The following is a 22,081-nucleotide window of genomic DNA, read 5'->3' as shown; positions in this document are numbered from 1 at the left end:
AAGGAGTGTTACACTTGGCAGAATTATTACAAGGAAAAAATGCTTTAATTACAGGAGCAGGTAGAGGGATTGGTCGCGCTGTAGCGATCGCATTAGCGAAAGAAGGCGTAAATGTTGGTCTTTTAGCTCGTTCAGAAGAAAACTTAAAAGCAGTTGCGAAAGAAGTAGAAGCAGAAGGCGTAAAAGCTGTTATTGCGACTGCTGACGTATCTTCATATGAAGAGGTAACTATTGCAATTGAAACATTAAAAAACGGTTTAGGATCTATCGATATTTTAATTAATAACGCTGGTATTTCTAAATTCGGTAAGTTTTTAGAATTAGACGTTGCTGATTGGGAAAAAATCATTCAAGTAAACTTAATGGGTGTATACTATGCAACTCGTGCAGCTTTACCAAGTATGATTGAACAACAATCTGGTGATATTATTAATATTTCATCTACAGCAGGACAAAAAGGTGCACCTGTAACAAGTGCATATAGTGCTTCTAAATTTGGTGTTCTTGGTTTAACAGAATCGTTAGCGATGGAAGTTCGTAAACATAATATCCGTGTAACAGCTTTAACACCAAGTACAGTAGCAACTGACATGGCTGTAGACTTAGGATTAACTGATGGAAATCCTGATAAAGTAATGCAAGCGGAAGATATTGCAGAGTTTATCGTAGCGCAGCTGAAATTAAATAAACGTACATTTATTAAATCAGCAGGACTTTGGTCTACTAATCCGTAAGGGGTAAATTTATAAACAAAGAAGGGACATCTATTCTGTAATGGAATGGGTGTCCCTTTTTTATTTTTTTGTATGTAAAGCAGAATTTTCGGTATAATGTGAAGTGAATGGTAGAAAAGCATGAAAAACTTGAAGGGGATGGTATTTCCATGAGTACGATTGAGAAATGGACGGCTGTTGATCAATATATGAGTGATGTATTAATACCGAAAGACTCTACATTAGAAGAAGTTCTTCAAGCAAATGCTTCAGCTAATTTACCGGCACATGATGTATCGCCAACTCAAGGGAAGTTTTTACAACTATTAGTACAAATTCAAGGAGCGCGTAACATTTTAGAGATTGGCACTCTAGGCGGATATAGTACAATATGGCTTGCAAGAGCATTGCCATCTGGAGGGCGAATTGTTACATTAGAAGCAAGTGAAAAGCATGCTGAAATTGCACGGAGCAATATTGAGCGTGCCAATTTGAATGATAAAATTGAAATACGATTAGGATTAGCGTTAGATTCTTTAAAACAAATAGAAAATGAGAAGTATGAACCATTTGATTTTATTTTCATAGATGCGGATAAACAAAATAACCCTGCTTATTTTGAATGGGCACTGAAACTATCACGACCGGGTACTGTAATTATTGGGGATAATGTAGTACGTGAAGGAGAAGTTATTGACAATACTAGCAGCGACCCTCGTGTGCAAGGGATACGCCATTTCTATGAGCTAATAGCTGCTGAGCCGCGTGTAAGTGCTACTGCGCTTCAAACTGTAGGAAGTAAAGGGTACGATGGGTTTGTAATGGCAGTCGTAACAGAGTAATGTAAGGAGGAAAAAGGGATGAAAAAGAAGTTTCAAAAATTATAACGTGTATCTTGTACAACGAATTTAGCTCGTGGACCTCCAATTTACATAGCTTTATATTATATATTAAAAACTTGGAGGCTATAAGAAGATGAGAACTGAAAAAGAAATGTTAGACTTAATTATAAATACAGCAAAAGAGGATGAAAGAATTCGAGCTGTCATCATGAATGGGTCACGTGTGAATCCAAATGTGAAAAAAGATTGTTTTCAAGACTATGATATTATTTATGTTGTAAAAGATATACAATCTTTTACGTGTAATCATAGTTGGATTAATAGATTTGGAGAAATAATGATTGTGCAAATGCCGGAAGAAATGTCGTTACTTCCAGCTGATAAAGACGGGAAATTTCCGTATTTAATGCAGTTCATGGATGGGAATCGAATTGATTTAATGCTAGTTCCAGTTGATTTAATAAATAAATTTATTGGACAGGATAGTTTAAGTAAATTACTACTGGATAAAGACAAATGTATTGGAGAATTTCCGCCAGCAAGTGATAAAGATTACGTTATAAAAAATCCTACAGAAAAAGAGTTTTTGGATTGCTGTAATGAATTTTGGTGGTGCAGTACAAATGTAGGAAAAGGATTGTGGCGCGAGGAACTTTCTTATGCGAAAGGAATGCTTGAAGGCCCAATGCGTGATATGTTAATCGTAATGCTAGAATGGCATATTGGTATGAAAACAAATTTTACAGTGAATACCGGAAAGTTTGGTAAGCATTTCGAGCAATATGTTGAAAAAGATACGTGGGAGCAATTTAGAAATACATTTTCAAATGCAGAATATGAAAATATATGGGAGTCATTCTTTGTAATGGGTGATTTATTTAGGGAAGTTGCGAACGAAATTGCTAACACATATGGATATCAATACCCGCAAGATGATGATGACAAAGTGACAAGCTATTTAAAACATGTGAAAGTTTTGCCGAAAGGTAGTACATCGATTTATCCCGCATAAACGGGCAGTAAAACCCCCACCTCAAAATCCAGCGAATGCAAGGAAGTTAGGTGGGGGATAACTGCCCGATTGGTTCAACTAATAATCAGTCGGGAATGGACAAAAGCCCCACTGATTAAAGTTTCACTTTATTAATTGTATAAAGCAGTAAGACTGTCCTAATTACGGACAGTCTTATTTTTGTTCATGAATAAGAATTTCTCTAACAAAGTACAGATGAATCACATATGAAATTTTAGGGAGGTTTTTATCATGTATTATTTTTACGCACCAGAAATGTTCGTTCCATTTCATTGGGGACTAGAACGAAATGTTTCGTATGCTTATATGCCATATCATTCATTTTATTATGGAAACTATATAGACGCAGTGCCGTATGTATTAAATGTTCCGCAAAATGATCAAGTCAAAGTGAAGGAAGAGAATCGGGGGTCATGGACACCTTTTTCATGGGTTGAAAAATATGCGTATGCATTTTCAGGACCATACAATAAAGCGGAAGTAGCTCTTACATTTGATGATGGACCAGATTTAGTATTTACGCCAAAAATTTTAGATAAGTTAAAACAATATAATGTAAAAGCTACTTTTTTCTTACTTGGTGAAAATGCAGAAAAGTTTCCGAATGTAGTAAAGCGTATCGCGAATGAAGGGCATGTAATTGGTAACCATACGTATAATCATCCGAATTTAGCGAAAGTAAATGAGGCTGAATACCGTAATCAAATTATAAAAACGGAAGAAATATTAAATCATTTAGCTGGTTATGCACCGAAGTTTATACGTCCACCATACGGTGAAATACTTGAAAATCAATTGAAGTGGGCGACAGAGCAAAATTTTATGATTGTACAGTGGAGTGTTGATACAGTTGATTGGAAAGGGGTAAGTGCTGATACGATTACAAATAATGTGCTAGGGAATTCATTTCCAGGAAGTGTCATACTTCAACATTCGACTCCAGGTGGACATTTGCAAGGATCTGTCGATGCACTAGACAAAATCATTCCGCAGTTAAAAACGAAAGGGGCACGTTTTGTAACACTTCCAAGTATGTTCCAGACATCTAAAGAGAGAAAATAAAAATGTTAATAATTGGGATTTTAAGGGTTGTATAGTATAATGAAGGTGTAAGTTAGGGGGGATATAATTGATGGATGCACTAGTAAACATAGGAATGAGCATATTGATTGGTATTATATTTATACTTGCGGCACTTATTCTTCAAAAAAATCCACCGACGGATATTAACGCAGCATATGGTTACCGTACGAAACGGTCTATGAAAAATAAGGAATTATGGGATGCAGGTAACAAGTATAGTGCAGAAGTGATGAAACAAAATGGATTCATTATGATGTTAATTGGAAGTGTTATTAGTATACTGTTTAGATATCCACATACAATGATAGCGATTATGATTGTTATGCTGTTGTTAATTATACGATTATTTATACGAGTAGAGAAAAAATTAAAGATACTTGAGCAATAAAAAAATAAGACTCCCGAATACAGTAAGCTGGGAGTCCTATTTTTTTATAAACTATTTTTGTTTAGCGATTCTTGTCCTTGCACTATAACAAATTCATAGTATTCAAGATCATAAGGATAAATATCTTCAAATGTTATCGTTATCGGATTATTGTTTAAAACAGAATTAGTCGTTAAAGATGAAATCTCTCTTCTTAATAGTTGTAGAAAAGAAGTCGCATGTACTTTCATCACATCGTCTACTTCTTCACCTGGTGCAAATGGAAGTGGTTTTATTACATTGTGGAAATACATATGACAAAACTCACGATCAGTAAGGCTTGAAATTTCATAATCTATTTTATAGATTCCTTTGTATGTTAAATCATTCGTTTGGAAGGAAAGACCCAGTTCTTCCTCAATTTCACGTAGACCGCCAATTAGTACATCTTCATCATGCATAATATGTCCGGCGGATGTAATATCCCATATACCCGGAGCTTCTTTTTTATTATTAGAGCGTAATTGGAAATATAAGAACATATCCTCAGCATCTTTTTCTATAAACCAGCAATGAAATGTTTCGTGCCAATCACCGTCACGATGCACGTCATCACGTAATTTCTTTCCAAGTGTATTTCCTTCAGGATCAAATATTGTTAACCACTCTGTCATTTTAATTCCCCTTTCTGCAAATTTTATTATACAATATTTGTATTGAATTTTGGGAAAATAAAGAAAAAGGAGTGATTATTAGTGAAGATAGAGAATAAGGAAATAAAATCAATAATTTCAACTGAGGAAGAATTACGACAAATATTGGGGCAACCAAGTGAACGGGCTTTGAAAAAAGTTATTTCATCACTTGATCACCATTGTGTAGATTTCCTGTCTAAATCGCCTTTTCTAGTATTATCTACTGCAAATAAATTCGGAGAGTGTGATGCTTCGCCGAGGGGGGACGCACCTGGATTTGTATATGTATTAAATGAAAATAAAATTATCATCCCAGAAAGACCGGGTAATCGTCGTATAGACTCTATTTTAAATATAATTTCAAATTCGCACGTAGGGTTAATCTTTTTTATTCCGGGTCTTGGGGAAACACTCCGAATAAACGGTAAAGCATATATTACGAACGATGAAGAAATTTTGAAAGAAATGCAGGCGAATGGACGCAATCCGTTACTTGGAATTGTTGTTGAAATAGAAGAATGCTATATTCATTGTGCAAAAGCTTTTATTCGTTCAAAAATGTGGGATCCAGAGTCATGGTTAAATAAAACAGAGCTACCTTCAGCACCGAAAATGTTAATGGAGCATGCGAAAGTGAATGCTTCAGAAGAGGAAGTTGCACGTTCTTTAGAAGAAAGTTATAGGGAAAGATTGTATTAAAAATTATTTTTTAAATATAGTGTTGAAGTATGAAACTCTAAACGTTTTAGAGTGAGACTTTAACTATGAATATTGTTAATTTGTATGTGATGAATATATGTGCAAGAGAATAAATCTGTATTAGATGATTTGTTATTTTAAAATATAATTATTCATATTCTTAAAAATTGTGAAGAAAAATAGGCTTGCTTTTTAAAAAGTTGATAACTATAATAAGTTAACAAATAGACATGAACGAAAAAGTAACGATAAGGACATGAGATGATTTTTACGGTTTACAGAGAGGGAAGACAAGGCTGTGAGCTTCCTAACACGAAAAATGATCTTACCACCTTTGAACTTCAATAGTGAACGAGTAATCGAGTAATTATTGACGGTATCAGCCGTTATCTGAACTTGAGCAATCTAGAAGAAAGTAAGTCTAGGTTGGAACAAGGGTGGAACCACGAAAACACATTCGTCCCTTTCCTAGGGATGAGTGTGTTTTTTTATAGTTTTTAAGATTGAAAATTTAAAATAATTAAAAAATAGTATTGATTTTGTTTTTTATGCGAGTATAATGAGTTAACAAATAAACATGAGCGAAAAAGTAACGATAAGGACATGAGAACATTTTTACGGTTTACAGAGAGGGAGGCCAAGGCTGTGAGCTTCCTAACACGAGAAATGATCTTACCACCTTTGAACTTCAATAGTGAACGAGCAATCTAGTAATTATTGACGGTATCAGCCGTTATCTGAACTTGAGCAATCTAGAAGAAAGTAAGTCTAGGTTGGAACAAGGGTGGAACCACGAAAACACATTCGTCCCTTTCCTAGGGATGAGTGTGTTTTTTTATTACTTTGAAAGGAGGTGCGGTAACATGAAACGATTAGTACGTACGGAAATAACCACCACCTGCATGATTAAAAAGCAGAGTAAGGTGATTCACAGGTGTAACAATTAAACTATTTAGGAGGAGATTAGAAAATGAATAACGTTATTAATGTTGGGGTATTAGGATTAGGTACTGTCGGAAGTGGTGTTGTCCATATTTTGAAAGAACATTATCGAAAGATCGCTCTTGATACAGGATATGAAGTAAAGGTAAAGACAGTCGTTGTACGTGATTTGGAAAAGGAACGTGATGTTTGCATTGATGGAATCGTAGTAACAAGTAATGTCGATGAAGTTCTAAATGATTCAAATATTGATATTGTAGTAGAGGTAATGGGCGGAATTGAAGAAGCAAAACAGCATATTGTTACGGCTTTACAAAATAAAAAACATGTTGTAACAGCAAATAAAGATTTAATGGCCGTATACGGTGCGGAGCTTTTGCAACTGGCAAATAAAAATGAATGTGACCTATGTTACGAAGCGAGTGTAGCCGGTGGGATTCCAATATTAAGAGGATTATCAGACGGGCTAGCTTCAGATCAAATTGAAAAAATAATGGGAATCGTAAATGGAACAACAAATTATATGTTAACAAAGATGAGTCAAAATGGATGGTCGTATGAAGAGGCTTTACAGGAAGCGCAAAAATTAGGGTTTGCAGAATCAGATCCGACAGCGGATGTAGATGGACTAGACGCTGCGAGAAAGGTAGCAATTCTTGCAAACTTAGGTTTTTCGATGAATGTTTCTTTAGATGATGTTCAAGTTAGAGGTATTCGAAAGGTTGAAAAAGAAGATTTAGAGATGGCCGAAAAATTAGGATTTACAATGAAATTAATTGGTAAAGCAGAGAAACAAGGATCAGCCATTCATTTAAGTGTAGAACCGACTTTATTACCAAGGCATCATCCGTTATCGAATGTAAATAATGAATTCAATGCGGTGTATGTTCACGGTCAAGCAGTAGGGGAAGTGATGTTTTACGGACCTGGAGCTGGGAAGTTACCAACTGGTTCTGCTGTAGTAAGTGATATTATTTCAATCGTTAAAAATATGAATCAAGTTCCGAAAAATAAAAGTGCGTTAAAAGAACCAGAGCCTTACGAATTACAAGGAGATGAAGAAGTAGTTTCGAAATATTTCTTACGTATTTCATTACGAGATGAGCCAGGGATGTTGCAAAAAGTAACGGAATGTTTCGTTAATTATTCTGTAAGTTTAAAAGAAGTTATTCAATTACCTTTAAATCGCGAAGTTGCAGAAGTCGTTGTTGTGACGCATCGAACTTCAAAATATCAATTCGAACAAGTTTTAGGGGCGATAGAAGATGTCGCAAGTGAAATAAACAGTTACTACATTATTGAGGAGGAAAAACAATATGTATAAAGGACTATTAAAACAGTATGCTTCTTATTTACCAGTGAATGAAAACACACCTGATGTCAGCTTAATGGAAGGGAATACACCTCTGATTCCATTATTAAATATATCAAAGCAATTAGGAATTCAGTTATACGGGAAATATGAAGGAGCGAATCCAACAGGTTCTTTTAAAGACCGTGGCATGGTAATGGCAGTTGCAAAGGCGAAAGAAGAAGGGGCAGAGGCAATTATTTGTGCATCTACAGGTAATACATCGGCATCAGCTGCCGCATATGCGGCACGCCTCGGAATGAAATGTATTATCGTAATACCAGAAGGAAAGATTGCGCATGGGAAATTAGCGCAAGCAGTTGCTTATGGAGCGGAGATCATTTCAATAGAAGGGAATTTCGATGATGCACTTAAGGCTGTAAGAAATATTGCTGCAGAAGAGCCGATTACATTAGTAAACTCAGTAAATCCTTACCGAATTGAAGGGCAAAAAACAGCGGCATTTGAAATTTGTGACCAGTTGCAAAACGCACCAGATGTTCTAGCTATCCCTGTTGGAAATGCTGGGAATATTACAGCATATTGGAAAGGGTTCTGTGAATACGAGAAAGAAAAAGGCTATAAGAAGCCCAGAATTCACGGCTTTGAAGCGGAAGGAGCGGCGGCAATTGTAAAAGGACATGTCATTGAGGCACCTGAAACGATTGCAACAGCGATTCGCATCGGTAATCCGGCAAGTTGGTCGTATGCAGTAGAGGCTGCCGAACAGTCTAATGGTGAAATAGATATGGTGTCAGATGAGGAGATTTTACATGCGTATAGATTGTTAGCAAAAATTGAAGGAGTTTTCGCAGAGCCAGGATCAAATGCTTCATTAGCGGGCGTAATTAAACATGTTCAATCTGGAAAAATCAAAAAAGGCGAAACAGTTGTTGCAGTTTTAACTGGAAATGGTTTAAAAGATCCTGATATCGCAATTTCTTCTAATAAATTTGATATTGCAAGTGTGTCAAATGATATAGAACAAATTAAAGATCATATTAAAGGGGTGATTATGTCGTGATACCATTAAGAGTTCGTGTTCCTGCTAGTACAGCGAATGTTGGACCAGGATTTGATTCTGTTGGAATAGCTTTGTCATTATATTTAGAAGTAAGTGTAAAGGAAGAAGCTGATAAGTGGCAAGTGATACATTCTTTTGACGATTCAATTCCAAAAGACGATAAAAATTTAATTGTTAGCACGGCATGTAAAGTATGTCCTTCTTTATCACCCCATATAATAGAAGTTACTAGTAATATTCCGCTGACAAGAGGGCTAGGAAGTAGCGCATCAGCGATTGTAGCAGGAATAGAGCTTGCGAATCAACTTGGAAATTTATATTTAACAACTGATCAAAAGGTTCAAATTGCTACAAACTTTGAAGGACATCCAGATAATGTCGCTGCTTCTATTTTAGGTGGAACTGTAATCGGAGCACTTGATGGAAAAAATGTTTCGGTTGTAAGGATTGAAAGTAAGGAATTAGGCGTAATTTCTCTTATTCCGAATGAAGAGCTAAATACGGATGAAAGTCGATCTGTATTACCAGAGATGTTTCCGTTTCATGAAGCGGTTAAGGCTAGTGCGATAAGTAACGTATTAGTAGCTGCGTTATGTCAAAAGAAGTGGGAAGTTGTAGGTGAAATGATGGAAAGAGATCATTTCCACGAGCCATATCGTTTAGAACTTGTACCGTTATTACCATCAATTCGTAAATGTGCAAAAGAATTCGGAGCATATGGAACAGCGCTTAGTGGTGCGGGACCATCCATTTTTATTTTAACTCCGTACGAGAAGCGTAAAGAAATAGCTGACCAATTAGCGAGAGTATTTGCAGCTATGAAAGTATGTGAGCTTGAAATTGATCATAAAGGGATTACTGTAAATAAGGAAGAACATATTGGATTATAAAGAAAGCTAGCATCGCTAGCTTTCTTTACGTTATGGAGAATCTATTTTAAAGGGGATTTTTCGGAATAAACATTAATTTTAGAGGTGATTATATGAGTTCAAAAGAGTCACCAGAAGAAAAAAGAGAACGCATGAGACAAAGTGAATTGAAAAATAATCCTACCGGTTCTTTGAATGATGGACTCAACAGGGCGGAATCAGGTAGCCCCGCTGATATGACAGGTGGTATGAATTGGAAAGGTACAGGGACATTAATTTTAGTGTTAGTTTTAGGATATATTATATATAGTTACTTTTTCAGTTAAGGAAAGCTTGATGGAATTTAGATTTGCTTGATCTAATTATTAGTGAGAATAAAAAAAGGATTAAAGTCCCCCTGTATTACATATTTTCTTTAAACAGATTATAGTAATACGTAAATTTTTTTTGCTCATAATAGAGCTAGCATAATGCTAGCTCTATTATTTTTTGCCATATTCCTGTAACAAACCTCCTGTATATTCAGTGGTGGAGGTGCAGAAGATGAAAAAAATGATAGCGATATGTCTTCTTACAACATTGTCACTTTCGACTTTAGTCGGGTGTGATGTAAAAGGTAATGATGCTTTACAAGAGTCTAAAATAAAGAAAGCGACGTATAAAGATTTTACTTACGATGTAAATCCTGAGACTTTTACGTTAACTGTAGAACATGATGATGTAAAAGAACAGGCATCACAACCGTTACCAAAAATGAAGGTATCGAATTTGAAAAAAGACAAGGATCATACATCATGGGAATATCCGGATCAAAAAGTAAAAGTAAATTTAGAAAAGAAAAAAGACCACTTAAATATTGAAGTGGAATCGACTGGTGCAGAAAGTTTTACATGGCCAAAAGTGCAAGCTGAAAATTATACACTTCCGTTATGGGAAGGTAAGCAAATTCCGAGTAATGATGAGAATTGGAAGAAGTTTTTAAAGGATGATGCATATTCATTTGCTGAATCATTTTCTATGAAGTTTTTTGCATTAAATGGTTCTAAATATTCGATCGTATATATTGCGAACAATATGTTTAATAATGAATTGAAATTTCATTCAGATCCGAAAATAGGGTTTGATTTTACACATGAATTCCCGAGTATAAATAAAAATAAAACATATGGATTTCAATTATATGTGACAAATAATGATGCAGTAAGTATTGCTAAACTGTATAAGGATAATATTGCTCGAAAAGGTGAATTTAAAACATTACAAGAAAAGGCAAGAAAAAATAAAGAAATCGAAAAACTTTACGGGGCAGCTCATTTTTACTTTTGGAATCAAAATGGTTTATCAGAAAGTAACGTGAATTGGCCGAAGCTAAGAGAGCAAATAAATAGCCCAGTGTTTAGCCATATAAAAGACCTTATTCAAAAGAATAGTTCAGAGCCTGGGGAATTGAATGTATTTGAGCAGGTGAGTAAACAAGACTTTATCGATAAGTACCAAAAAAATGTTATTTTACGCTATACAAACGAAGTATTATCTATGAAGGAATTGTATAAAGAGGATATTTTCCCGAAAGTTAATCAGGAAGCTAGTGTGTTATTAAAGAAAGGTGTAGATCACTTATCGAAGACAGAGCTGTATAGCTTAAATAAACATTTATTAAAGTCAGTACTCGGTGATGCAGTTGAAGAAGTAAGTAAATGGGGTAAAGCAGATGGAACGGATATAATAAAGGAAATGAAAAAAGTAGGGATAGACAAAGCGTGGATTGGTCTACCGAACTGGGAACAAGGATTTATGCAGCCTAATTTCGTTACAGAAGCTAAGGAAATGGGATATTTAGTTGGTCCGTATGATTCTTACCATTCTATTCACGAAAAAGGTGATAAAAATTGGAACACAGCTTCTTTTAATGACCCATCGTTATATGAAGAAGCCACTGTAACGAAGAAAAATGGTGAGAAAGTGCAAGGGTTTTTAGGGAGAGGCCGAAAATTAAATCCGACATTATCACTTCCTAGTGTAAAAGAACGAATGAACGATATATTACAAAATGGCCCTAAATATAATTCATGGTTTATTGATTGTGACGCGACGGGCGAAATTTATGATGATTATTCAACAAAACATTTAACGACACAAGAACAAGATTTACAAGCAAGATTAAAACGAATGGATTATATTGCACAAGAAAAAGGTATGGTAGTTGGCTCTGAGGGCGGAAATGATTTTGCAAGTAGCACGATTGCATTTGCTCATGGAATTGAAACACCAGTTATTAAGTGGGACGATGAAGATATGAGAAAAAATAAAACAAGCCCGTATTATGTCGGTGGATATTGGTCACCAAATCAAAATGTTCCAGAAAAATATGCAAAACAAGTACCGTTAAAAGAAGAATATAAGCAAGTATATTTAAATCCAGTATATTCGGTGCCATTATATAAACTAGTATACAATGATTCGGTTATTACAACGCACCACTGGGAATGGGGAAGTTTGAAGGTAAAGGACGAGGTTGGAAATCGTATGTTATATGAGTTATTGTATAATGTTCCTCCGTTGTACCATTTAGATGAAGTAGAGTGGAATAAGCATAAAAAAGAAATTACAGAGCATCTGAAAGTTTGGAATGAAGTTCATGAAAAGGCAGTAAAAGAAGAAATGACGAACTTTGCATATCTGTCAGAAGATAAGCTAGTACAATCTACTTCATATGGAAAAGATATTAAAATCATTGTGAATTTCTCAAATAAAGATGTAGAAATAGAAAAAACGAAAATAAAAGCAAAGTCAGCTTTAATTAATAATAATGGGAAGCAAATGATATACACACCAAATGAGAAATAATAAAGTGAAACTTTAATCAGTGGGGGATTTATCCCTCACTGATTATTAGTCATCACCAATCAAGATGGTACGGCACAAACTTGACTCTTTATTCTTGCTAAATTGTGAGGTGAAAATCTTACTACCTGCAAATAACAGAATAATAAATATGTAAATTCGAATATTCCGAAGTATTGGATTTTTTAAGTTGATAAATAGTGACTTGCCAAAAATAAGCACAAGAGTATAATGTGAAATGGAATACATGTTGGATTCATGAAGTAACCTTACAAAAATGTAAGGTAATTGAAAGGAAATTCAATATGAAGATTAATAGACTTACATTATACTAGGGAAAGAGAAAGAGAGGCGAATGGGTATGAGCTCTGAATTAGAACAAAATACGAGAAGCAATAAAAAACGTTCTAAACGAAAGTCAATAAAATGGTTCATTTTAATTCCATTTTTCCTACTTGTTTTTGGAGGAGTAGGATATGGATCGTTTATATATAACAAAGCAAAAGCTGTTGTAAGTGATGCATATGCACAAATTGATAAGTCATCAAAAAGGGACAAAGAAGTGGAACCTTTAAAGGATAATATTTCGATTTTAATCATGGGTGTCGATGGAAGCGAAATGAGAAAAAGCCAATATGGTGAAGCGGTTCGGACAGATGCACTTTTATTAGCGACAATTAATAAAGATGATAAATCCGTTAAATTAGTAAGCATTCCTCGTGATTCACGTGTTTATATTCCATCTAGAAAGAAATTAGATAAAATTACACACGCACACGTATTTGGTGGTGTTGAAAGTACAAGAGATACAGTGGAAAGATTTTTAAATGTACCAGTTGATTATTATGTGAAGTTTAACTTTGAGTCATTTGTACAAATTGTAGATTCAATTGGTGGTATTGATATTGATGTACCGGTTACTTTCACAGAACAAGATAGTAAAGACCAAGCAGGTATGATCCGTTTAGAAAAAGGTTACCAACATTTAAATGGTGAACAAGCCCTTGCACTTGCTAGAACGCGTAAAATTGACAGTGACGCAATGCGTGGTCAAAGACAACAACTTGTAATTGAAGCAATTGCGAAAAAAGCAATGTCTGTTCAATCAATTAGTAAAATGGGCTCTTTACTTGATGCAGTTGATAAAAATATGAAAACAAACTTAACGTTTGATGATATGCTTGCTATTACGAAAAATATGGCAGGATCAGATTTGCAAATGGAAAAGATGCAAATAGAAGGAACGGATAAACGTATTGGTGGTATTTATTATTACATTCCAAACGAAAAAAATGTGAAAGACATTTCAAAAAAATTAAATGATCATTTGGGTATAACACCAAAACCAGCTCGAAACGAATAGTAAAAAAGATTGGCCTTTGCCAATCTTTTTTTATGGAAATATAGTTGTAACTTTTCTGTAACGATTTTTTATATTAGAAAAACTATACTCATATGTATGAGAATATTGGAGAGGCACATAGTATAAAAAATACTTAAAATTTGTAGTAAGGAAAGATATCATATGCAGAAATGGATAAGCATTTTGGGAATCATTTTTATATTGACTGGATGTAAAATGTCTGAAGCTCCAACAAGTTTAATGGGAGCTCCTGCAAATGAAAAGTGGATTAATGAATTAAAAGAGCAAATAGATAAAGATTTGCCAGTTAATTATCGGTTGCTTACTCCAATGTCTAATAAAGATAAACAGATGATTTGGTCAATGGATTTTAAACAAGATAATAAGAAAGAAGCGATCGTATTTTATAAAGTACCGAATGAAGATCGGAGTATATATTTAGCTATTTATGCGGAAAGCAGCAATGGCTGGAAATTAAAGTCCACTCATACATTTGATGGTGAGAATATAGATATCGTTAAAGTCGGTGATTTTACAGGGAACGGGAAGCGAGAGTTATTAATTGGAATCTCTGTAAGTCGTGAATCTTTAGAACATGTAATGTATGTCTTTTCGGAAGAAAATGATGATATGAAGGAGATTTATAATCGGCAATATACGAAGTTATTTATAGAGGATTTAAATAAAAATGGCCTTAATGATATAAGCCTTGTTACTTATAAAAAAGATGAGCAATTGAAAGTTGAGTTCATTGAACAGTTTAACACTATGTCTGAAGTTACATTTGATCCATATATAAATAGTATCCAACGAATACAAATGGGACGTATTTCTAACAAGTCAAAGGCAGTTGTAATTGATGCAGGAGTTGGGGCTCATTCAGGTATAACATATGTAGCAAAATTTGATCAGGATCATTATGAGGGGCTGCCTATAGACGGGAAAGAAGATTTATTCAATGATTATGTTGTGGAAAGTAAAGACGTTAATGAAGACGGCATTATTGAATTTGTTCGTACTGTGCTTCCAAAAGGTTGGGAGGAGGTATCGTACGGAGAGAGCACGATGTTTGAGCGTTATATACAGTGGAGTGAAGAGGGAATTAAACTGATAGAAGAAAGATATGTCAATATAGAGAAAGGTTATTTTGTCAAAATCCCTCAAGCGCTAATTGGAAAAATAACTGTCCCAGTTCAGCAAGAAGCACCGGATGTTCAAAAATTTATAGATGTAACTACAAATGAAACATGGCTTGAAGTCCATATTTTTAAGCGGAAAGAATGGTTCAAAATAAAAGGATACGAGGCAGCAGTTAAAACGGCTTCTCATGTATATGCAGTACCGAAGCAATCAAAATTTGAAAAGGTAAAAGCATATATAAAACCGCTAGCGGATTATCAACAAGAGTAGGGAGGTGGGAATTATGTCAACAATTTTAGTTTTAGAAGATGAAATACCAATCCGTAGCTTTATTGTCTTAAATTTGAAACATGCTGGATTTTATGTATTAGAAGCTAGTACTGGAGAAGAAGCGTTACAGATTTTAAGTGAACATATTGTTGATGTAGCGTTACTTGATGTTATGTTACCAGGGATTGATGGTTTTCAAGTTTGTAAAGCTATCCGAGAAGAAAATAAAAAAATGGGTATTATTATGTTAACCGCACGTGTACAAGATGAAGATAAAGTACAAGGGTTAGGAATTGGTGCAGATGATTATATCGCAAAGCCGTTTAGTCCAGTAGAGTTAACTGCACGTATACAATCTTTATTAAGAAGAATAGAAGTACATGAAGAAAAAACGAATACAATCACGTCTGGTCCGTTTTCGTTAAATATTATAGAAGAAAGATTATATAAAGGTGGACAATTAGTTGATTTAACCCCTACAGAGTACATGATATTACAGTATTTAATGAATCAGGCTTCAAAGCCAGTCTCGCGTGATGAAATTCTAAATATGATTTGGGGAACCAATTACGTAGGCGAGACGAAAGTAGTCGATGTAAATATGAGACGATTACGTCAAAAGATAGAATGTAATCCGTCAGAACCAGAGTTTATCCATACTGTGTGGGGAAAAGGATATGTGTGGAAGGAAACTATAAGATGAGACGGAAAGTGACTTTATATTTTATGACGGTCATTACACTAATGCTTGTATTATTTGAAGTAGCATTTTCAGTTTCTATTTATCGATATTATTATAACGGCATTGTGCAATATGTTGAATCTCATGCAAAGACCAGTACACGTTTTTTCTCGGAATACAATTCACTATATTTTATTCGTTTGCAAGAATATAGCGGAGAAATAATTGAGAGTTTCCAATTAGAAGGAACGGAATTACAATTGATTGATCGTCACGGTACAATTATACAATCGTCAAGTGGGCAAAAGGTTGAAGGTAAAGTGAGTATTCCTTATTCTTTACTAGAGGGGGAAATGTATCACCAAGTTATTACTACGAAAGATAACGTGAAACAATTAGAAGTATTTAGTCCACTTATTCATCAAGGGCAAACTATCGGTGTTTTAAAATATACGACTGTTTTAAAACATGTAAATGCAAAGATTATTGAAATTATTTTGTTTACTATTTCAGTTGGAATTGTCATTTCAGGTATCGTATTCTTAATCAGTAGACGATTGGCGAATTCGTTTGTGAAACCTATCGAATCTATTATTCATGCTTCTTCGCAAATTGCGGAAGGTACATTAAAGGAGCAAATTAAAGAGGATTATCCTGGTGAATTAGGTGAGTTAGCGCATAGTTTAAATTATATGGCCGATAAAATAGAAAAGGCTGAGCAACTGAAAAATGAATTTATTGCCTCTATTTCTCATGAAATACGAACACCTTTAACAGGAATTAAAGGGTGGAGTGAGACGTTAAAAACAGTAGATCATTTAACAGATGAAGAAGTAAAGGTAGGTATGGGAATTATTTCAGGTGAAACAGACCGATTGATTCATTTAGTAGAAGAGTTACTAGATTTTTCAAGATTGCAGTCAAATCATTTTAATTTATATAAACAAAAGGTGCAATTATACGATATACTAGAAGAGACGATTTGGCAATTAACTCCTAAATCAGAAGAGAAACAGATTCATCTAGTTGCTAATTTAGAACGGGTAGAACTAGTAGGAGATCGAAATAGACTAAAACAAGTTTTCCTAAATATTATTCATAATGCTATTAAATATTCAAATGAAAAAAGTACAGTTTACATTGAAGCGACCAAAAGTGAGGGACAAGCCGTGATTAAGGTGACAGATCAAGGTATTGGAATTGCTAAAGAGCATCTACCATTTATAGAGCAGTCATTTTATCAGATTAATAACCATATTGAAGGCGCAGGTATTGGATTAGCTATCGTAAAGAAAATGGTGGAGCTTCATGGTGGTACGCTTAGTATTACAAGTAGAGAAAGAGTAGGAACAACAATTTTGATAAAACTCCCACTATAATTTATATAAAATATGTTTATATAGTGTAATGAAAATAAATAGATGTATAATTATATTGGGTGATTTACATATAAGATTAATAGGGAGAGGAATTCGATAGAATGGAAAAGGCTTTTAAAATTAAACGAGTTGTAGTTGTTTTAATAGCGATTGCAATAGTAGCTATTGGGTATTTCATGTTTCAATCTATTACTTCACCAGCAAAAGCTGTAGCGAAACAAGAAAATGTAGTGCAGCTTGCAAGTGAACAATCGAAAGTTGAAATGAATAAAACGGCACCAAGTCGTTTTAACGGAGTGGAAAGAAAAGTTGCGTATCTTACATTTGATGATGGGCCAGGAAAATATACGGCTGAATTATTAAATATGTTAAAACAGCATGATGCGAAGGCGACATTCTTTTTAATAGGAGCGAATGTAAAAGCGTTTCCTGATTTAGTAAAACGTCAAAATGCAGAGGGTCATTATGTTGGAATGCATAGCATGACACACAATTTTGCGAAGTTATATAAAAATGGCGAATATGTTAATGAAATGAAAGAAGATCAAAGCTTGATCGCAAATATTATTGGAAAATCACCTCAATTAACACGTCCACCATACGGGTCGAAGCCTGGTTTAAATGAAGACCTTCGAAACAAAGTAGTAGAGGGTGGTCTTAAAGTATGGGACTGGACAATTGATTCTTTAGACTGGAAATACAACAAAGTACCAGTCGATGCGGCGGCAGCACAAATCGCTCAAAATGTATTAGCTGGTGCAACAAATCCTCAAGAAGTCATTTTAATGCATGATATTCATCCGCAATCAGTCGCAGCTGTGCCAGCAATATTAAAGGGTCTAAAAGAAAAGGGTTATGAGTTTGAAGCATATCATGAAGAGAATCACTTCCCCGTGAACCTCTGGCATGATAACCGTATGTAATGGAGGAATTGAAGTTGAAATATGGAAAAGTAGCAGTAGTTGGAGCATTATCAGTAGGATTATTATCAGGTTGTTTCGGTGAAAAGCCAGAAGAAAATTTATTTACGGCTTTTGAAGCAGCATCTACACAAGAAAAATCTTTAGCAGATGACACAAAAAAATTAGAGAAGTTAGAAAAGCAAGGACAAGAACTTTATTCTCAAATTTTACAAGAAGGTAAAGAGCATAATGAAGCAGTTTCAAAGAAAATAGAGCAAGCTACTGCAAATGTAGACGAGCGTGAAAAAGTATTGAAAAACGAGAAGGAACAGTTAGAAAAAGCGCAGAAAGAAACGACATCCGTTCAAAATAATATTGAAAAACTCGAAGATAAGAAATTACAAAAACAAGCAAAAACAGTAGAAGAATCGTATAAAAATCGTTATGATGCCTTCCAAAAGATGAATGAGAATTACACGAAGGCGTTAGCGACTGAAAAAGAACTGTATGAAAAATTAAAAGTAAAAGAAACGAAGTTAAAAGAAATTGGTGAAAAAGTTAAAACTGTTAATGAATTAAATGTGGAAGCGCAAAAGGCGAAAGAACAATTTAATAAACATACAAAAGAGTATAATGATAATAAGTTAGCATTTTATAAAGATGCACAAATTAAAATTAAAGAACAAAAATAAAGAAAGATCTTAATTGTAATAAAAAGCCGGGGAAACATTGTCAAAAATGTTTTTTCGGTTTTTTACTTTAAATGAATAGAAAAGACTGGAATTGATATCATAAAAGAGTTATAGTGAAATATTCGAAGGGAAACATTAGGAAGTAAGGAGATCAATACAGTTGTATAAAACATACGCAAATGCAGATGAATATGTTACATTCTACCTATGAAACAATATAAATCAAAAGAATTCGCTGAAATAATCAATGTGTCTGTAAGAACTTTACAGAGAAGGATAACGAGGGTGTATTGACTGCTTACCGAAACCCTAAAGGAAGAAGATTTTATACAGATAAACAGTATAAAGACTATATGGGGATTCAAGAAGAAAATACCGGAGGATAAAGATTTATGAAAAGAGCATATCTAATAGAAATCCATCCGACAAAAGAACAAATACCTCGAATAAATCAGACTATTGGTGTGTGCAGATATGTTTACAACCTGTATATCTCTAAAAACAAAGAGTTGTATGAAGCCGAAGGAAAGTTTTTAAGTGGGTATGACTTTTCAAAATGGTTGAACAATGTCTATACAAAAGAATGTGACCAGTGGATAAAAGAAGTATCAAGTAAAGCTGTAAAACAAGCGATTATGAACGGGGATAAAGCTTTTAAGCGATTTTTTAAGGGTTTATCTAAATTTCCACGATATAAGAAAAAGAAGAAGCAAGATGTGAAGTGCTATTTTCCTAAAAACAACAAAACAGATTGGACAGTAGAAAGGCATAGAGTAAAAATCCCCACAATTGGTTGGGTAAGGTTAAAAGAATATGGGTATATTCCCAAAAATGCGATTGTAAAAAGTGGAACGATAGGTAAAAGAGCAGGAAGATATTTTGTATCCGTGCTTTGCGAATTGGAAGAAACAGAAACGAAGCCAACTTTCAAGCAAACAGGTTTAGGTATTGATTTAGGGGTGAAGGATTTCGCTATACGTAGCGACGGTATCGTTCATGAAAACATCAACAAAACAATAAGAGTAAAAAAGATAGAAAAACGGTTAAGACGTGAGCAACGTTCTTTATCGCGTAAATTTGAAAATATAAAAAAGAGAGGTGAAAAATCTGTTACTAACAAAAGAGCGAATATAGATAAAAATATTCTTAGAGTGCAAAAACTACATGCCAGATTAACAAATATTCGATTAGCGTATGTAAAGTCTATTGTAAATGATGTAGTGAAAACCAAGCCAACATTTATTACAGTAGAAGATTTGAATGTGAAAGGTATGATGAAGAACAAACATCTATCTAAAGCAGTTGCGAAGCAATGCTTTTATACATTTCAAACATGGTTATTGGCGAAATGTGAGGAATATGGAATTGAACTACGTCAAGTAGACAGGTTCTATCCCTCGTCGAAGTTATGCTCATGTTGTGGTCAAAAGAAAGTAGACTTAAAACTATCCGAACGAGTATATGAATGTGACTGTGGAAATGTAATAGGTAGAGATTTGAACGCGTCAATCAACCTTTTACAAGCAAAAAAATATACAATACTAACGTAAATAGATTGTATATATGTACGGTGGGCTACATCGGAATTTATGCCTGTGGAGTGTTACAGCAAACTGTAGTAGCGAGTTAGTGGCGAGACAGGACACGCAGAAGCAGGAATACTCTAAGAATGTACATTTGTCTATATTCTTAGTAGCAGAAGGAATTATGTCATATGAATTTTTATTCAAATTAGGTTTAGCACTCTTTTTAGGATTATTCATCGGAATAGATAGGCAGCTAAAGAATAAACCGCTTGGTGTGAAAACAAGTATGGTTATTTCCGTAGCGAGTTGTTTAATTACAATGGTTTCAATTGAATCAGTGAATGTTTATTCTGTACCGGGTCATACAAACATGGATCCAATGCGTCTCGCCGCTCAAATTGTTAGTGGGATTGGTTTTCTTGGAGCAGGGGTAATTTTACGAAGAAATAATGACGTTATTTCAGGATTAACGACAGCCTCTATGGTATGGGCCGCTTCAGCACTAGGTATTGCGATTGGTGCAGGTTTTTATATACAAGCGACGGTTGCTATGATTTTAATTATATTAGCGATTAACGTACTTCCGCAAATTGTGAAAATTGCAGGCCCTTATTCATTAAGACAAAAGGACTTATCTATAAAAATTACCGTAAACAAACATCGAGAGTTAGACGGGATTTTTAAGCAAATTAAAAATTTAAATATGCAAGTGAAACGAGTGAAAATTAAAGATATTGATAATGGGGCATCTCAGCAATTGGAAATGGTCATTTTAGCTCCAGAAGATTTATATACAACTGAATTATATAGTTCTTTAAAAGAAATCGATCATGTTGTTTCAGTAGAAGTTGAAAGTAGATAAAAAGAGTGATGAAAATTCACTCTTTTTTTAATGCATACAAAACATTTTGCTATAATTATTTTCTAAGGGGGATGAGTATGGTGGAGATACATATTAGAAGGGCAATAAAAGATGATATTTCGGCAATTGCAAAAGTGCATGTGGATAGTTGGAAAACAACGTATAAGGGGATATTCTCTAATGAAATTTTAGACAATATAACGTATGACCAACGAGAAAAGCTATGGGAAAGTATATTTCAAAAAGAAGACGGGCATCAATTTAGGTTTGTAGCAGAAACGTTAAATGGTAAAATAATTGGATTTATCGATGGGGGAGTTGAAAGAACAGGTGCATATAATTGTGATGGAGAATTATATGCAATATACATTTTACAAAAATATCAAGGAATGAAGATAGGACAAAGATTATTTCAAGCATTGCTATCGGAATGTAAAAAAGATAATATGCAATCTCTGTTAGTTTGGGTTGTTGCTAATAACCCTTCTAAAAAGTTTTATGAAAAATATAATCCGGAAAAAATTGACACGAAACTTTTAGAAAGACTAAATGTAGAAGAAATAGCATATGCTTGGCGAGATATGGATTGTTTATACAAATCACTATCAATCTAGAAAACGATAATTTTATTATGTAAACTTAATTTACGAGAATGAAAAAATACATCAATTATTATATTGGTGTATTTTTTTGTTGACGGATTAAATGTTTTGAAAAGGTGAAAAGTTTAGCTAGATAAAAAAATTCTGAAATATATCTTGAAATGATTATCATTATCAATTAAAATCATAGTTGATAATAAA

Annotated in this window: 21 protein-coding genes, 1 pseudogene and 2 other annotated features; of the genes and pseudogenes, 21 read left to right on the top strand and 1 reads right to left on the bottom strand. The window is 34.2% G+C overall.

All coding sequences use genetic code 11. The features are described 5' to 3' along the window. Positions 1 to 14: 14 nt before the first annotated feature. From AC0IXC_RS07335 to AC0IXC_RS07315, 5 genes are all read left to right on the top strand, one after another. Positions 15 to 734 carry a 3-ketoacyl-ACP reductase gene (locus tag AC0IXC_RS07335; protein ID WP_471652764.1) on the top strand — a complete coding sequence of 240 codons (720 nt, stop codon included), beginning with the start codon at positions 15 to 17 and terminating at the stop codon, positions 732 to 734. Between the two features lie 149 nt (positions 735 to 883). Beyond that, positions 884 to 1,555 (top strand): O-methyltransferase, encoded by a 672-nt coding sequence (locus tag AC0IXC_RS07330; RefSeq protein ID WP_016103188.1) that lies wholly within the window; start codon positions 884 to 886, stop codon positions 1,553 to 1,555. Positions 1,556 to 1,688: 133 nt separating this feature from the next. Next, positions 1,689 to 2,567, top strand: coding sequence for an aminoglycoside 6-adenylyltransferase (locus AC0IXC_RS07325; protein ID WP_012260764.1), 879 nt, complete (start codon positions 1,689 to 1,691; stop codon positions 2,565 to 2,567). Positions 2,568 to 2,819: 252 nt separating this feature from the next. After that, positions 2,820 to 3,650, top strand: coding sequence for a peptidoglycan-N-acetylglucosamine deacetylase (locus AC0IXC_RS07320; protein ID WP_002031366.1), 831 nt, complete (start codon positions 2,820 to 2,822; stop codon positions 3,648 to 3,650). 70 nt (positions 3,651 to 3,720) lie between these two features. Further along, positions 3,721 to 4,059, top strand: a complete 339-nt coding sequence (locus tag AC0IXC_RS07315; RefSeq protein ID WP_002012358.1) for an SdpI family protein — start codon at positions 3,721 to 3,723, stop codon at positions 4,057 to 4,059. 44 nt (positions 4,060 to 4,103) lie between these two features. Here AC0IXC_RS07315 and AC0IXC_RS07310 read toward each other — a convergent pair whose 3' ends face one another. Continuing rightward, positions 4,104 to 4,712 carry an NUDIX hydrolase gene (locus AC0IXC_RS07310; RefSeq protein ID WP_326996465.1) on the bottom strand — a complete coding sequence of 203 codons (609 nt, stop codon included), beginning with the start codon at positions 4,710 to 4,712 and terminating at the stop codon, positions 4,104 to 4,106. Positions 4,713 to 4,793: 81 nt separating this feature from the next. On the opposite strand from AC0IXC_RS07310, the gene AC0IXC_RS07305 reads away from it, so the two are divergent. The 16 genes and pseudogenes from AC0IXC_RS07305 (at position 4,794) to AC0IXC_RS07230 (ending at position 21,892) form a co-directional block, all read left to right on the top strand. Continuing rightward, on the top strand, positions 4,794 to 5,432 hold the full coding sequence (locus AC0IXC_RS07305) for a pyridoxamine 5'-phosphate oxidase family protein (protein WP_002012360.1): 639 nt from the start codon (positions 4,794 to 4,796) through the stop codon (positions 5,430 to 5,432). A 236-nt stretch (positions 5,433 to 5,668) separates the two neighbouring features. Beyond that, positions 5,669 to 5,900, top strand: a binding site (T-box leader). Between the two features lie 115 nt (positions 5,901 to 6,015). Continuing rightward, positions 6,016 to 6,247 (top strand) — a binding site (T-box leader). A gap of 155 nt (positions 6,248 to 6,402) precedes the next feature. Further along, on the top strand, positions 6,403 to 7,698 hold the full coding sequence (locus AC0IXC_RS07300; RefSeq protein ID WP_471652763.1) for a homoserine dehydrogenase: 1,296 nt from the start codon (positions 6,403 to 6,405) through the stop codon (positions 7,696 to 7,698). Next, positions 7,691 to 8,749: a threonine synthase gene (gene thrC / locus AC0IXC_RS07295; RefSeq protein ID WP_471652762.1), complete on the top strand. Its 1,059-nt coding sequence runs from the start codon at positions 7,691 to 7,693 to the stop codon at positions 8,747 to 8,749. The genes AC0IXC_RS07300 and thrC overlap by 8 nt, the downstream gene beginning before the upstream one ends. After that, the gene (thrB, locus tag AC0IXC_RS07290) at positions 8,746 to 9,639 is read left to right on the top strand and encodes a homoserine kinase (protein ID WP_002189304.1); all 894 of its coding nucleotides are present in this window, start codon (positions 8,746 to 8,748) and stop codon (positions 9,637 to 9,639) included. Before thrC ends, thrB begins: the two co-directional genes overlap by 4 nt. A gap of 92 nt (positions 9,640 to 9,731) precedes the next feature. After that, on the top strand, positions 9,732 to 9,944 hold the full coding sequence (locus tag AC0IXC_RS07285) for a DUF6366 family protein (protein WP_471652761.1): 213 nt from the start codon (positions 9,732 to 9,734) through the stop codon (positions 9,942 to 9,944). Positions 9,945 to 10,161: 217 nt separating this feature from the next. Then, on the top strand, positions 10,162 to 12,465 hold the full coding sequence (locus AC0IXC_RS07280) for a glycoside hydrolase (RefSeq protein ID WP_002193088.1): 2,304 nt from the start codon (positions 10,162 to 10,164) through the stop codon (positions 12,463 to 12,465). A gap of 358 nt (positions 12,466 to 12,823) precedes the next feature. Then, positions 12,824 to 13,825, top strand: coding sequence for an LCP family protein (locus tag AC0IXC_RS07275; protein ID WP_471652760.1), 1,002 nt, complete (start codon positions 12,824 to 12,826; stop codon positions 13,823 to 13,825). 162 nt (positions 13,826 to 13,987) lie between these two features. Further along, the gene (locus AC0IXC_RS07270) at positions 13,988 to 15,235 is read left to right on the top strand and encodes a hypothetical protein (protein ID WP_471652759.1); all 1,248 of its coding nucleotides are present in this window, start codon (positions 13,988 to 13,990) and stop codon (positions 15,233 to 15,235) included. A 13-nt stretch (positions 15,236 to 15,248) separates the two neighbouring features. Beyond that, positions 15,249 to 15,938, top strand: coding sequence for a response regulator transcription factor (locus AC0IXC_RS07265; protein ID WP_002189311.1), 690 nt, complete (start codon positions 15,249 to 15,251; stop codon positions 15,936 to 15,938). Then, the gene (locus AC0IXC_RS07260) at positions 15,935 to 17,296 is read left to right on the top strand and encodes a sensor histidine kinase (protein WP_002189312.1); all 1,362 of its coding nucleotides are present in this window, start codon (positions 15,935 to 15,937) and stop codon (positions 17,294 to 17,296) included. The genes AC0IXC_RS07265 and AC0IXC_RS07260 overlap by 4 nt, the downstream gene beginning before the upstream one ends. Before the next feature lie 101 nt (positions 17,297 to 17,397). Continuing rightward, positions 17,398 to 18,219, top strand: a complete 822-nt coding sequence (locus AC0IXC_RS07255) for a peptidoglycan-N-acetylglucosamine deacetylase (RefSeq protein ID WP_002189313.1) — start codon at positions 17,398 to 17,400, stop codon at positions 18,217 to 18,219. A 14-nt stretch (positions 18,220 to 18,233) separates the two neighbouring features. Then, positions 18,234 to 18,890, top strand: coding sequence for a YkyA family protein (locus tag AC0IXC_RS07250; protein ID WP_002086134.1), 657 nt, complete (start codon positions 18,234 to 18,236; stop codon positions 18,888 to 18,890). Between the two features lie 207 nt (positions 18,891 to 19,097). After that, positions 19,098 to 19,250: pseudogene (locus AC0IXC_RS07245) on the top strand (MerR family transcriptional regulator); the annotation flags it as partial. A 32-nt stretch (positions 19,251 to 19,282) separates the two neighbouring features. Next, a complete protein-coding gene (locus tag AC0IXC_RS07240; RefSeq protein ID WP_002189317.1) occupies positions 19,283 to 20,440 on the top strand; it encodes an RNA-guided endonuclease InsQ/TnpB family protein in 1,158 nt (385 codons plus the stop codon). A gap of 157 nt (positions 20,441 to 20,597) precedes the next feature. Continuing rightward, complete coding sequence (locus AC0IXC_RS07235) at positions 20,598 to 21,278, top strand: MgtC/SapB family protein (RefSeq protein ID WP_002012374.1); 681 nt, start codon at positions 20,598 to 20,600, stop codon at positions 21,276 to 21,278. Positions 21,279 to 21,355: 77 nt separating this feature from the next. Then, a complete protein-coding gene (locus tag AC0IXC_RS07230; RefSeq protein WP_061675411.1) occupies positions 21,356 to 21,892 on the top strand; it encodes a GNAT family N-acetyltransferase in 537 nt (178 codons plus the stop codon). Positions 21,893 to 22,081 lie beyond the last annotated feature (189 nt).

The organism is Bacillus sp. AC266 (assembly GCF_979253805.1).
Note: the sequence above shows the minus strand (reverse complement) of the source record. Positions and strands in the feature narration are given on the sequence as shown.